11 protein-coding genes are annotated in these 12,601 nt (G+C 66.7%); 4 read left to right on the forward strand and 7 right to left on the reverse strand.

Annotated elements, in window-relative coordinates; genetic code table 11:
• Window positions 1–58: 58 nt before the first annotated feature.
• Window positions 59–910 (forward strand): DUF2189 domain-containing protein, encoded by an 852-nt coding sequence (locus VHL31_RS01775; RefSeq protein WP_329659482.1) that lies wholly within the window; start codon window positions 59–61, stop codon window positions 908–910.
• An 18-nt stretch (window positions 911–928) separates the two neighbouring features.
• Here VHL31_RS01775 and VHL31_RS01780 read toward each other — a convergent pair whose 3' ends face one another.
• The 3 genes from VHL31_RS01780 to VHL31_RS01790 all read right to left on the reverse strand — a co-directional run bounded on the left by VHL31_RS01780 (window position 929) and on the right by VHL31_RS01790 (window position 5,520).
• A complete protein-coding gene (locus VHL31_RS01780; RefSeq protein WP_329659483.1) occupies window positions 929–1,120 on the reverse strand; it encodes a hypothetical protein in 192 nt (63 codons plus the stop codon).
• A 528-nt stretch (window positions 1,121–1,648) separates the two neighbouring features.
• A complete protein-coding gene (locus tag VHL31_RS01785; protein ID WP_329659484.1) occupies window positions 1,649–3,436 on the reverse strand; it encodes a hydantoinase B/oxoprolinase family protein in 1,788 nt (595 codons plus the stop codon).
• A gap of 11 nt (window positions 3,437–3,447) precedes the next feature.
• On the reverse strand, window positions 3,448–5,520 hold the full coding sequence (locus VHL31_RS01790) for a hydantoinase/oxoprolinase family protein (protein WP_329659485.1): 2,073 nt from the start codon (window positions 5,518–5,520) through the stop codon (window positions 3,448–3,450).
• Window positions 5,521–6,020: 500 nt separating this feature from the next.
• Here VHL31_RS01790 and VHL31_RS01795 point away from each other — a divergent pair, with 500 nt between their 5' ends.
• Window positions 6,021–6,626, forward strand: a complete 606-nt coding sequence (locus tag VHL31_RS01795) for an invasion associated locus B family protein (RefSeq protein WP_329659486.1) — start codon at window positions 6,021–6,023, stop codon at window positions 6,624–6,626.
• Window positions 6,627–6,819: 193 nt separating this feature from the next.
• Entirely contained in the window at window positions 6,820–7,440 is a 621-nt protein-coding gene (locus VHL31_RS01800) for a glutathione S-transferase (protein ID WP_329659487.1), read from the forward strand.
• 44 nt (window positions 7,441–7,484) lie between these two features.
• On the opposite strand, the gene VHL31_RS01805 is transcribed toward VHL31_RS01800, so the two are convergent.
• The 4 genes from VHL31_RS01805 to VHL31_RS01820 all read right to left on the reverse strand — a co-directional run bounded on the left by VHL31_RS01805 (window position 7,485) and on the right by VHL31_RS01820 (window position 11,238).
• A complete protein-coding gene (locus VHL31_RS01805; protein ID WP_329659488.1) occupies window positions 7,485–8,633 on the reverse strand; it encodes an MFS transporter in 1,149 nt (382 codons plus the stop codon).
• 328 nt (window positions 8,634–8,961) lie between these two features.
• Window positions 8,962–9,660 (reverse strand): hypothetical protein, encoded by a 699-nt coding sequence (locus tag VHL31_RS01810; protein ID WP_329659489.1) that lies wholly within the window; start codon window positions 9,658–9,660, stop codon window positions 8,962–8,964.
• A 528-nt stretch (window positions 9,661–10,188) separates the two neighbouring features.
• On the reverse strand, window positions 10,189–10,887 hold the full coding sequence (locus tag VHL31_RS01815) for a GntR family transcriptional regulator (RefSeq protein WP_329659490.1): 699 nt from the start codon (window positions 10,885–10,887) through the stop codon (window positions 10,189–10,191).
• A 204-nt stretch (window positions 10,888–11,091) separates the two neighbouring features.
• Complete coding sequence (locus VHL31_RS01820) at window positions 11,092–11,238, reverse strand: hypothetical protein (protein ID WP_329659491.1); 147 nt, start codon at window positions 11,236–11,238, stop codon at window positions 11,092–11,094.
• A gap of 68 nt (window positions 11,239–11,306) precedes the next feature.
• On the opposite strand from VHL31_RS01820, the gene VHL31_RS01825 reads away from it, so the two are divergent.
• Entirely contained in the window at window positions 11,307–12,539 is a 1,233-nt protein-coding gene (locus VHL31_RS01825) for an extracellular solute-binding protein (protein ID WP_329659492.1), read from the forward strand.
• Window positions 12,540–12,601: the final 62 nt, after the last annotated feature.

The raw sequence follows: 12,601 nt of genomic DNA on the forward strand, positions 1-12,601 counted from the left end.
CTATTGCAATCTTCTTGCTATGAACGCCGACAGACTCGACGTTACATGGAGAAACCAGTTGCCGGAAGTTATTCCATCTTTCGATGTCCGCGTGCCGGACATCCGGAGGGTCGGCCTGGACCGCCCGTGGGAATGGCTGGCCGCCGGCTGGCGCGACTTCCTGCGGGCGCCGGCCATCAGCATGACGTTCGGGCTGATCCTGGCACTCGCCGGCGCCCTGCTGTCCGTGGGATTGTGGATGGCGGGCATGGTGTACCTCGTCCTGCCGCTCGCCGCGGGCTTCATGATCGTGGGTCCCTTCATGGGCCTGGCCTTCTACGAGGTCAGCAGGCGGCGCGCGTCCGGCGAGCCGATCACGTTCGGCGCGATCGCCTTCGCCATCACGCGCAACCCCAGGCATTTCGGAGTCATGGGCTTCATCCTGCTGCTGATCCTGCTCACCTGGATCCGGATCGGCGCGATGATCTTCATGCTGTACTGGGGCATGGACCCGCCGCCGCTGCACGACCTCATCGTGAACACCTTCCTGCGGCCGGAAAGCCTGCCCTTCCTGGTGCTGGGCACGGCGGTGGGCGCAGTGTTCGCCGGCCTTACCTTCGCCGTCTCCGTCGTCTCGATCCCGATGATGCTGGACCGCAAGGTGGACGTCCTCACGGCCGTCGTGACGAGCGTGCGGGTGGTCCGGCACAACCCGCTGGTCATGCTGTTCTGGGCGGCCCTGATCGCCGGCTTCGTCGGCGTCGGCATCGCGACGGTCTTCCTCGGGCTGATCGTCACCCTGCCGCTGATCGGCCATGCCACCTGGCATGCGTACAAGGACCTCGTACTGGCCGGGACGAGCGCGATGCCGGCCGGTGCGCGGGACGATGTCATGGCGTCAGGCTTCATCGCTAGGCCACGTACCAGGTGATCGGGCGGTAGCAGCACATCACGGGCGGTCGTCACCACGGGTGGCGCCGCCCCGATGGAACACGCCGATGATCATGGCGATGCCGAACAGCATCAACGCCCAGCCGAACAGGGCGAAGGCCCCATCCTGGGCGCGGCTTGCGAGCGCCAGGCCCAACAACGAGACCAGGCTCATCAGCGCGGTGACGACCCAAGGTGCTGTGTCGATCATGAGTGTCCCCAGAAGTGGGTGTGGATCCGGCTGGACGCAGCGAGCATCGGAACTTTCGGCCTGTCCCGACGACGCAGCAAGGCACCGTCACCGCGGCCACGCTGGCGCGACACGCTACTGCAACGCGGCAAGAACACATTGATTTGAATCAACGCGGCGCACGTCTTCCCGCGAGATCGGCCGCAGGAAGGCACACCCGGATGGGTGAGCATCGTCCGACGGCACGCTGAGCCGGCTGGTCCCGGGCATCGTGGGACACATGCTGCCTTTCCGCGTCGGTCGACACATCCCTGCGCCACCTGCCTCCCCGCCTGACCGTGAGCGATGCTCGTCACTGCAACTACATGATCACGGCCGGAAGTGAGCACGTCAAATGAAAGACGCTGTCACCTGGAGAGGCGATAATATTGGTAGAATTTGAGGAAATTATCCCACGATTCTTGCACTGGACGATCTTGCGAGACGCCACGGCGATCGATCGGAAGGGATCCCCGGCAGTCCCCGGGGATCCAGTCGCCTAACCTCCGCTCAGGAGCGGCCGCGTCTGCGATCGATGGTGGCGGGCTCATCCACCGCCAGCGTCTCCTGGTCGAGCGAGCCTGTCAGCACGACGCCATAGACCTGCCCCGCCCGCTCGACCGTCTCGAACCCGTCGATCACGTCCTTGAGGACCTTGGCGGGTGAGCGCTCGAAGGGATGGCCGTATCCGCCGCCGGAGGTGTGGTGGCCGCGGATGCGCTCGCCCTTCACGAGCTTGTCGACGACGATGTTGGGAAGCTCCTTCTCGGATCCATCGGCCGCGATCTTGAAATGCTTCGCGGTGACGCCGTCCCCGCCGCCGCGCACCCCCTTGGGCGGGTAATGCGTGCCGTCGCAGGGCCAGAGCACGTCCATCGGCAGCTCCTTCGGCCCGTATTCGAACTCCAGCGCCGGCGCACCGCGCTGGCGGCCGGCACCGGCGGTGCCGGCCTTGAGGCGCATGTAGCGGACCTCGATCGGGTGCTTCAGCTCGTCGATCTCGATGGAATCCCGGTACATCAGGCCGGCGATAACCGGGATCCCGTAGGTGGGCCAGCCATCGGCGGAGGGTGCGCCCGGGCCGCCGGAGCTGCCCAGATGGAGCTGGTTGATGTAGCGCCCGTCCTCGTAGCGATGGTCCTTGCCCGACACGACCGCCATCCCGCCGCCGAGCCCGATCCCGCCCTCAGCCAGGCCCCAGCCATCGCCGATCTGCGCCATGGCGGACTGGGTGAGGTTGACCAGCCGGTCAGCGACGTTGGTGGTGGCGACGGAGCAACTATGCGGGAATTTCGGCCGGCCGCAGACCGCACCGTCGCGCAGGAGGACCTTGATGCGTCGGAACGAGCCGGAGTTGCGGGGGATCGTCGGGTCGATCGAGTTGAACACGCCGGCGATGCTGGCGGCGGTGGCACAGGCCTCGCTCTCGTTGAAGCCGCAATCGACATTGTCGACATTGTCGAGCAGGTCCAGCTCGACCATTGCCTCATCAGGATCGATCGAGACCTTCACCTTCAGCGGAATGCCCTCGGGCAGCAGGTCGCCGAACGGGTCGTGGGCACCGCTGGCCGACAGGGTGGCCTTCGGCAGCTTGCGCAGCGCCTGGACCATGCGCTGCTCGGAATAGTCCAGCCAGTCGCGGATGAAGGTCTTGATCTGGGCCTTGCCGTACTTCGCGCACAGCTCCTTCAGGCGGCGCTCGGCGACACGCGCCGCACCGATCCCAGCCAGGAAATCGCCGTACCACTGGTCCGGCACCCGGATGCGCGAGCGGCACATCCGCACGATGTCCTCGATCATCTCGTTGTCGCGCTGGATGCGCACGGACGGGAAGATCAGCGAGCCCTCGGCGTACTGGTCCTTCGCACCGGCCATGTAGGTCGTGGGCAGCGAGTTGCCGGTATCCGCCTGGTGCGCCTTGGCGACCGTGGTGAAGAGATGCTCGCCCTCGAAGAAGACCGGCACCAGGAAGGTGTGGTCGGCCGCATGGGTGTTACCGGTATAGGGGTCGTTGTGGAGGTAGCAGTCCCCGTCCTTCAGGTCGCCCTCGTGGGCCAGCCGCATGGCGCGCGCCTGCATGTGGCTGCCGAAGATATGGATCGGCAGGCCCTCCGCGGAGGCCAGAAGCTGGTCGTCCGCCGTGCAGATCGAGCAGGAGAAGTCGCGGGCACTGTTGATGACCGCCGAGCGCGCCGCGCGCAGCAGCGTGTTGGTCATCTCCCGCACGATGCCGTCGATCCGGTTCGCGATGATCGCGGTCATGTAGGGGTCGAAGCTGGTCTCGTCCGTCACCGTCATGATGGGCCTCCTCAGGCGACGTGGAGCAGGTAGTTGCCGGCACCGCTCACGACGGCGGCCATGCCGGGATAGACGACCAGCGTCGTGGTGGGCTCCTCGACGATCGCAGGCCCCTCGATCCGAAGGCCCGGTTCCAGCTCCTCGGAGCGGAAGATGCCGGTGGAGACCGGCTGGGAGCCTCCGAAGTAGCAGTTGCGATGATGGCGCGCCTCGCCCGACGGCTTTTCCGGGGCCTCCGGAGAGGTCAGCGGCGGCGTGCTCAGGCGCACGACCAGGCGCATGCGCCAGTTCACGACCTCGACCGGCGAGGAGGTGTCGCGCACGGCGAACACCCGCTCGTGGACCTGGTGGAAGCTCTCCACCAGGGCAGCGACATCCTCCGGTCCGTCGAAGCGGTGCTTGGGCAGGGGCGTGTCGAGCTCCCAGACCTGGGACAGGTAGCGCGCCTCGGCGATGCACTCGACTGCATAGTCGTCGCTCCCGCTGGCAAGCCCCGCCCGGAACGACTCGAGCTTGCCGGCCAAGTCCTTCAGCATCGTATTGACGCCATCGACATCGAAGCTGGTCGAAAGCGTGACGAGGCTCGCCGCTTCCTCGGCCACGATGTCGGCATGCTGCATGCCGGCCGCGGACAGGGCAGATGCCACCTTCGGCAGCACCACGCGGCGGCAGCCCAGTTCCTCCGCGATCTTCATGATGTTGAGGCCGGCCGCACCGCCGCCTGCCACGATCGTGCTCTCGCGCGGGCTGACCCCCTCGTTGATGGTGATGTCGCCCACCGCGCGCATCATCAGGTCGCTGGCGAGGCTGATGATGCGGTAGGCCGCCTCCTCCACCGTCAGGCCGATCCGCTCCGCCACGCTGGCCACCGCACGCCGTGCGGCCTCGACGTCCAGCCGCATCCGGCCGCCCAGGAAGTTGTGCGGATCGAAGTAGCCCAGCACGGTCGCGGCATCGGACACGGTCGGCAGCGTGCCGCCGCGGCCATAGCAGGCTGGGCCTGGCATGGAGCCCGCCGATTGCGGGCCCACCCGCATCAGGCCGCCCTCGTCGATCCAGGCGATCGAGCCGCCACCAGCACCGATCGAGCGCATGTCGACCGCGGAGATGCCGAGCAGATCGCCCGTGTACATCGGCCCGAGCCAGGTATCCCGGCTGAAGGTCAGGCGGCCGTCGCGCACGAGGCCGACGTCGAAGGTCGTGCCGCCCGTGTCGCAGATGATGACGTTGTCGCCGAGATTCTCCAGCTTGGAGAACACGATGCCGGCCAGCGGCGCCATGGCCGGACCGGAGCCCACCGTGTAGATCGGCTTCTCGGTGATGGCGTCGATATGCCCGCAGCCGCCGGCCGTCGTGCTGATCAGGATCTCGCCCTTGTAGCCGGCCGCACGCAGATCGCGCTCCAGGCCCTTCAGGTGGGCCTGCATCAGCGGCTTCAGCGAGGCGTCGATGGCGGTGGCCGACGCACGGCGATATTCGCGCACCACGGGGATCAGCTGGTGGGACAAGGTGACCGGCAGGCCCGGCAGCATCTCGGCGATGAGCTCGCCCATGCGCTGCTCGTGCGCCGGGTTGGCGATGGACCAGAGGAAGCAGACGGCCAGCGCCTCGAACCCGCGTGCCTTGATCTTCTTCAGCGTCGCGCGCGCCTGCGCCTCGTCGAACGGGACGGAGACGGTGCCCTCCGAGCTCATCCGCTCGGTGATCTCGAAGGTGTGGCTGCGCGGGATGTAGGGCTCCGGGAAGTCCTTGGAGAAGTCGTGCGGATTGAACTTGCCGCCTTCCTTGAGGAGCAGCACGTCGGGAAAGCCGCGTGTGGCGAGGAAAGCGGTCTTGGCGATCCGCTTGGTGACGATGGCGTTGGTGGCGCGGGTGGTGCCGTAGATCAGCAGGCGCGTTACCGCCAGCAGCTGGCCGAGCGTCGTGCCGAGCTGCTCGGCGGCATCGGCGATGGCGTCGCTCATGCCGTCGAAGATGCGCTCGTGCGTGGTCAGTGCCTTGCCGATGGTCATGGTGCCCGTGGCGTCCGCCACGACCACATCCGTGAAGGTGCCGCCGGTATCGACGGAGATACGATACGCCATGATGACCTTGTGCTGAGCGGCTGTCGGTTAGCCGTGGAAGCGGCGGATGCACCGCACCAGACGGGCAGGCCGAAAACTCTCCCTGCAACCGAAAGATGTCAAGAACAGTAGCCAGCCAGATATACCCGATCTTCGACAGGAAAATGAGGTCCGGCCGACAGATCTTCGCAAGCAATGACAGCAGCGCCTGCCCAATTCATGCACAGAACGATCAAATACCGGGCAGCCCACAAATGCGCACTTGCGGCCGCACAGGCCTAGCGTGCCAACCAGGGGTTGCTGATTGCCCACAAGGCGGCTGCAAGCCGCTGCACGGCCACCTCCGCTTCTTCCCGTCGCGCTGCAGCGCGACAAGGCCGCCATGGTCAGCGGACTCCTGGCGGGCGACCTGCCAGATCCCGTTCGACAACCGGTACGGGCGCCCCTATGCCGGGCTTGATGCGATCCATGCTCCTCGATGCTCGGGCAGCCTGTCGATTCTGAAGGGGGAGCCTTGTCTGATGCGCTCGATCTTTCCGTCCGGTAGCCTTCGTCCGAGCCGCAAGGCCCGCGCTGCCCTCGCAGGACTGTTCCTGCTCGTGCCGGCCCTGGCAGGCGCTGCGGATGCGCCGGTGGCACCTCCGCCGTCGGCCAAGCCGGACCCGGCCATGCTCGACCAGCCGAGCGTCACGACGGCGACCTATGGCGACTGGCTGGTGCGCTGCCTGCCCAAGGCCGGTGGCGCACCGGGCGAGCGGTTCTGCGAGGTGACGCAGGGGATCCAGCTGGCGGACCGGCAGGGCCTGATCGCGCGGCTCGTGCTGGGCCGGCTGGAAAAGGACGGTCCCTTGCGCCTCGTGGTGCAGCTCCCGCTCGGGACCTGGCTGCCCAGCGGAGCCACGCTCTTCCTGGACGCCGAGACCAAGGCCGGCCTGGCCGCCCCGTTCACCATCTGCCTTCAGGATTGCCTGGCCAACGTCGTCGTTCCCGACGATCTCGTGGACGACCTGAAGACGGCGCCGGGACCTGGGCGCCTCGAATATGTCAACGGTGCGCGCAAGCTGGTGGCCCTGCCCGTTTCCTTCAAAGGGTTGAAGGCCGCCCTGGAGGCCGACGCCCCCGGCTGAACCAGCCATCCGGATGAGCATGGCGGTCGTCCGGCCGTCCCCGTCAAGGAGCGCCGGTCGGCAGGCCGGCACCATTCCATGGCCCGGAAGACGGCCTTCCACATTGCGCAGCTTCTGCCCACACCGGCGGCCGGCCAGTCTGGATGACGGGATCGGGCGACCCATCCCGCGGTCAAGCAAGGGAATGCCGGTCATGAAGCTCCATCATCATCCGCTGTCGGGCCATGCGCATCGGGCGCATCTCTTCCTTTCGCTGGTCGGCCAGGCTCACGAGGTGAGCCACGTCGATCTGCTGGCCGGCGCACACAAGAGGCCGGAATTCCTCCGTCTGAACCGGTTCGGGCAGGTGCCGGTACTGGACGACGACGGCACGATTGTGGCCGATTCCAATGCCATCATGGTGTATGTCGCCAAGAAGCTGGGCCGGACGGACTGGCTGCCGGACGATCCGGCCGAAGCTGCCGCCGTGCAGCGCTGGCTGTCGGTTGCAGCGGGCGAGCTCGCCCATGGCCCCGCGGCGGCACGGCTGGTCGCCGTCTTCGGTGCCAAGCGCGATGCGGAAGAGGTGACGGCCAGGGCGCACGCGCTGCTCCAGGTGCTGGACGCGGAACTCGCCGATCGCGCGTGGATCGCGATCGCAAGACCCACGCTGGCCGACGTCGCTCTGTACAGCTATGTCGGACGCGCACCCGAAGGTCATGTCGATCTCGCCGGCTACGCCAACGTGAACGCCTGGCTGCGCCGGGTCGAAGCACTCCCCGGCTTCGTGCCCTTCCCGCCGGCCGTCGCCGACCCCGCTACGACCGCCGCCTGAGGTGCGTGAAGCGATGCCCGGGTGACGGTCCAAGTCCCTGCTGGCTAGGATCGGAAGGCACGACCGCTCGCGGCTACCCCGACCAGCATGACGGCGATGGCGAGAAAGGCGGTCGACAGGCTGGTGGCTTCGGCGGCGAAGCCGATGGCGGCAGGTCCTACCAGGATGCCGGCATAGCCGATCGTGATAACCGCCGGCATGGCGACATGTTCCGGCATGACCTTCTGGCGCCCAACCGCGGTGCACAGCACCGGCACGATGTTGGCGCATCCGGCACCGACCAGGGCGTAACCCAGGAGGGCCGCCTCCCAGGCCGGCACCAGTGTCGCCAGCGCCAGGCCTGCGGCGGCGCAAAGGCCGCCCAGCATGATCGCGGTGCTGCCGCCGATCCGGCGCACGATGGCGTCGCCGGTGAGCCGGCCGAGGGTCATGGCCGATGCGAACGCGGCATAGCCAAGGCCGGCCAGGGAGGGCCGCACGTCGTGCACCGACGCCAGGAATACAGCACTCCAGTCCAGGACCGCCCCCTCCGTCAGGAACACGACGAAGCAGAGAATGCCGATGAACAGCACGATGCCATGCGGGATGGCGAAGGCCGGTCCGTCGCCGCTGCTTCCATAGGGCAGCAGATAGGGGCCGGCCTTCGCCAGCGCGGCCAGGATGCCGGCCACCACGCACAAGCTCGCCAGGAGCGGCGATGCGCCCATCGTGAGCAGCGCGCTGACGCCACCGGCCCCGGCCATGCCGCCGACGCTGAACAGGCCGTGAAAGCCCGACATCATGGTGCGCCCGCTGGCCCGTTCCACGATCACCGCCTGGATGTTGACCGCACAGTCGAGCGAACCGACCGCGGCACCGAATGCGAGCAGGACGACGGCCAGCAGCGGCAGGCTGGACAGCGTCGCCAGCAGCGGCAGGGTGAGGCAGACCAGGATACTAGCTCCGATCAGGACCCGCCGGCACCCGAACCGCGCCGTGAGCGCACCTGCCACCGGCATGGCCATCATCGAGCCGGCGCCCAGGCACAGGAGCAGCCAGCCCAGCCCACCCTCGTCGAGCCCGACGCGGCTCTGCACGAACGGCACGAGCGGCGCCCAGGCTGCCATGCCGAAGCCGGTGATGAAGAAGGCGATGCGCGTGGAGAGCTGCTCGGGTCGGCCGGGACTGAAGGCCAACGTTTGGGTCGATGCCATGGCGGGTACCGTCGTGACGCGGGTGGACCGCCAGGCGGCGAAAAAATGTCGCCCGGCCGGAACGGCGGGACGAAGATTTCCGCTGGTGCCCTCAGGCGAACGGGCGGTGCGGCCTTCTTGGCCGCCGGACGCGCCGACGGAGATGCCGGGGATCCGCGGGACAATCAACCGACGCTTCGGCTCTGCCGCCAGGCTGCGTCCCTATGACAGGCTGGAGCCTCCCGCGGTCCGAGCCGGCCGGGTGACCCTGTGCTCCATGGCAGCGTGCGCCAGGACAAGCGCCCGGACATCCCCCAGCGTCCGGCATCGCGGCGCCTGACCGCAGGGGCTATTCGACCGATGCCCGCTCCCTGGGCCACCGCAAGGGTGCGAGCAATTTCTGCGGCCCGATCGGTCCAAGCCAGGATCGCCACGCCGACCAGGGACGGTGTCTGGCCATGCCCTGGGACCGGGGAGGCTTGCCGGTGGCCGGCATGGCGCTGCCGACGATGAGCCGGTAGCGAGGACCGCGTCGCTCGAGGCGCAGATCCCGCGTGGGCTGTTCGAGCACCGCCCGGATGACTCCCGTGCCCGCGACCTGGAAGCCATGGTCTTCCATGAACGTGCGGATCTCGAGCCCGAAGGTGCATGCTTCCGGGTCGTCATGCCGGACCATGAGCTCCCAGGTCCCGTCCCTGGGAAACGTCTCCAGGATGATGTCCATCAATGCATCGTCCGGCGGTTGGGTCAGCCGGCGCTGGCGGGACAGGACGGAGGGCGCCGTCGCCTTCGCAGACCGTGAGGAGGCAGACCGTAGCCATCCTGCGCGGTGAGCCGCATAAAAGGCGACGAGAACCGGGATCATCCCGATCCAGAACCATGGAGACAGAACGAGGCCTCCCGGCTGCCATGGGAAAGCGCCGGTCCCGCCGTCCGCTGCCGTGCCCAGGACACCGATGCTCTCCATGCTGTCGCTGCCGAACTTCGCGATGAGGGCCAGGACTACGACCAGGCTGCCGGCAACCGCGAACTTCCACTTCCTGTCCATGATGTCGTGCCTCTTCTGCGGAGACTTGATCAGGCAAGTGCCATAGCCGGGCCCGGAATTGCATCTCAAGCGGCCACGTCGATATTCTACATCCATTGATGTTGAATTCTTCGCTCCTGTGGTCGCTCGGCTCGCTCCGGACGAATGGCGGGCGTGCGCGAGGCGTCGGGGCCCGGGGCGAACCTGCCGGATGGGTGGATGCGAACAGCCTGGCCTTCAACGGGTGGTTGGTGCGGCGAGCCTTCAGCCAGGCGGCTGGGCCGCACCTGACAGGGAGTCGCGTGGCCGAAGATCGCGGGAAGCCTGTCGCCGGAGCGATGACCGGCGCACTCGCATCCGATCCGCACGAGGATGCCCGCGGGCCTTGAGCTTGGCGAAGGTCTTGCGCTTGGATGGAAGTCGGGGCCAAGGCGGCAGGTGAAGCAGCCCAGCGCGACGGGCTCGGGTTCGCGTTGCCGATCGAACAGCCCCGACGTCGCTTCAAGACCTCGGGGCTGTCCTGCGGACGCATGCACGGTCAACGACGCTCTAGAGACCGATCGCGCGGTGCAGCGAGGCGGCGAGGTGATCTTCCATGGCGCGAACGACCGCCGGATGATCCCGCAATCGCGCAGCTTCCAGGATGCGGAGGTGCTCCATCATGGTGTTCGCCACCGCCACGCCCGAGAGCAGATAAAGGTTGTCCAGCCGGATCAACCGGATCTGGTCCTTGGTCCGCTCGTAGATCTCGTCAATCAGCGGGTTGCGCAGCGATGCAACCAGGACGGTGTGGAAGGCGGCGTCGGTTCCACTCGCTTCTTCCATCAATGCCTCTGCGGCCATGCCGGCCTGGCTCTTTTCCATCACGCTGCGGTGGCGCTCGATCCAGCGGTCGATCTCAGCCAACGTCGCGCGCTCCGCAAACTTCCGGACGGCCTCGCATTCGATGATCCGGCGCAGCTGGAAGGCGTTGCGAATCAAGGTCAGGTCCGGCTTGACGATCCGAATGCCGGAGCGCGGCAGCATGGTGACCAGCCCCTCGTTCTCCAGGCTCTGAAGTGCCTCGCGCAGCGGCCCGATCGGCACGTCCAGAAGAGTCATCAGCTCGGCCTGGGTCAACACGGCGCCGGTCTGGATTCGCTGGGCGAACAGCATTTCCTTGAAGCGCTGATACGCGACCTGGCCGGCCTTGATCGGCCGCTTCTCATCAGATTGTAAACTCTCGTTGATTGGATCAGATGAGGTCATTCAACGCATATCCGCACGTCGATGTTGGTGGAGCAACGTAGCGAATCTATCCGGAGAAAGAACGCTCCGTCGACGTTCCAGGAGGAGACGACAGAGATTGCAGCCCAGGCCGCCAGAGAAGAACAGGTCCGGTCAGCCTCGTCTCCAACGTACCCCACATCTGATACGCCAAAAGCCTGTTGCCATATCCACCATCTGATGCCATCAGATGGTCCAGTTAATAAAATCAACAAAGCCAGAAGGCACGATCGGGTGGGCTTGTTCGTCCTGCTGCAGCAGCATCACGTAGGTGATCCGCTCTGCACATGGAGGATGCATCTGGCCGGGAGCATCAGGAAAAGGCCAGCCCACCTAACGCGCCTGGATGCGGCTTGAAAGCATGAAGCCTGAGGGAGGCCGCCATGGGATCCACTCCATCCTTGAGCCGTCGTCACATGATGCTGGCTGCTGCCCTGGCGGCAGGCGCCTCGATCTGCCCGCGCGGCGCGGCACGTGCAGACGCTCGCCTGACCTACTGGCACCCGCTGACCAGCCAGAGCGAGTTCGCCGGGCTCCAGCGCATCATCTCGATGTTCCAGTCGGCCAATGCCGGATCGAGCATCGTCCAGGAGAACATCCCGAACAGCGAGTTCATGGCGAAGGTCACCTCCGCCGTCCTGACCCAGAGTCAGCCGGACACGCTGATGGTCCTGGCGGAGCGGATCGACGATCTGGTCGCCATGGAGGGGCTGGTTGATCTTTCCGACCGGATCGAATCCTGGAACCTCAAGGGGAACTTTCCCCAGACCGCATGGGACACGATCACCCGAGACGGCAAGATCTACGGCGCCCCCGCCTTCACCTTCGTCGACTGGATCTACTATCGGACCGACTGGTTCCAGGATGCCGGCATTGATGGCCCGCCCAAGACGATGGAAGAATTCGCCGACATCGCCGAGAAGCTGACCGACCCGTCGAAGGGACGGTACGGCTACGGCATGCGCGGCGGCCAGGGCGGCGACACCTACATGGTCAGCGTCCTCCGCCAGTTCGGGGCCCTGCAGGTCCAGGATGGCCGCGGACTACTCGACCGCCAGCTCGCGATCGAGGCCGTCGACTACTGGACGGGCCTCGCCACCAAGCGCAAGGCGGTCCCGCCGAGCGCGGCCGGCGACAGCTATCGCCAGGTCATGGAGGGCTTTCGCACCGGTCAGACCGGCATGATCTGGCATCATACCGGCTCGTTGGTCGAGATTTCCCAGGCGCTGAAGCAAGGCGAGCAGTTCATGACCGCCCAGGTGCCGGCGGGCCCGGCCAATGCCTACCGCCGCGTCTCCTACGGCTATAACGGCCTGATGCGTGACACCCAGGCCGATGAAGCCTGGAAGTGGGCGAGCTACTGGGGCGAAGTCGAGCCGGAGATCGCGATGCTGGAGGCGACCGGCTATTTCCCGGCCTCCACCGAAGCACTGAAGCACCCGCGCGTCGCCGACAACCCGGTCTACAAGGCCGCGAGCGACACGCTGCCCACCGGCGAGCCGCCCCCGAGCTTCATCGGTTCGAACCATTGGCGCGAAGACGTCGTCCTACCCGCCATGCAAAGCGTGCTGATCGGCTCCGCGACGGTCGAACAGGCCGTCGACGTCATGATGAAGGGTCTGGACGACGCCTGACGCGTCCGGCCCATCCTTCCAGGGACACTCCATGCAGATCACCGACATTCGCTGTTGGCTCG

The organism is Geminicoccus sp. (genome assembly GCF_036263595.1).
GTDB lineage: Bacteria > Pseudomonadota > Alphaproteobacteria > Geminicoccales > Geminicoccaceae > Geminicoccus.

What these genes read in the sequence shown, in the direction of transcription:
- VHL31_RS01780 (WP_329659483.1), bottom strand. Translation starts at nt 1,120, where the DNA reads ATGATCGACACAGCACCTTGGGTCGTCACCGCGCTGATGAGCCTGGTC.
- VHL31_RS01785 (WP_329659484.1), bottom strand. Translation starts at nt 3,436, where the DNA reads ATGACGGTGACGGACGAGACCAGCTTCGACCCCTACATGACCGCGATC.
- VHL31_RS01790 (WP_329659485.1), bottom strand. Translation starts at nt 5,520, where the DNA reads ATGGCGTATCGTATCTCCGTCGATACCGGCGGCACCTTCACGGATGTG.
- VHL31_RS01795 (WP_329659486.1), top strand. Translation starts at nt 6,021, where the DNA reads ATGCGCTCGATCTTTCCGTCCGGTAGCCTTCGTCCGAGCCGCAAGGCC.
- VHL31_RS01800 (WP_329659487.1), top strand. Translation starts at nt 6,820, where the DNA reads ATGAAGCTCCATCATCATCCGCTGTCGGGCCATGCGCATCGGGCGCAT.
- VHL31_RS01805 (WP_329659488.1), bottom strand. Translation starts at nt 8,633, where the DNA reads ATGGCATCGACCCAAACGTTGGCCTTCAGTCCCGGCCGACCCGAGCAG.
- VHL31_RS01810 (WP_329659489.1), bottom strand. Translation starts at nt 9,660, where the DNA reads ATGGACAGGAAGTGGAAGTTCGCGGTTGCCGGCAGCCTGGTCGTAGTC.
- VHL31_RS01815 (WP_329659490.1), bottom strand. Translation starts at nt 10,887, where the DNA reads ATGACCTCATCTGATCCAATCAACGAGAGTTTACAATCTGATGAGAAG.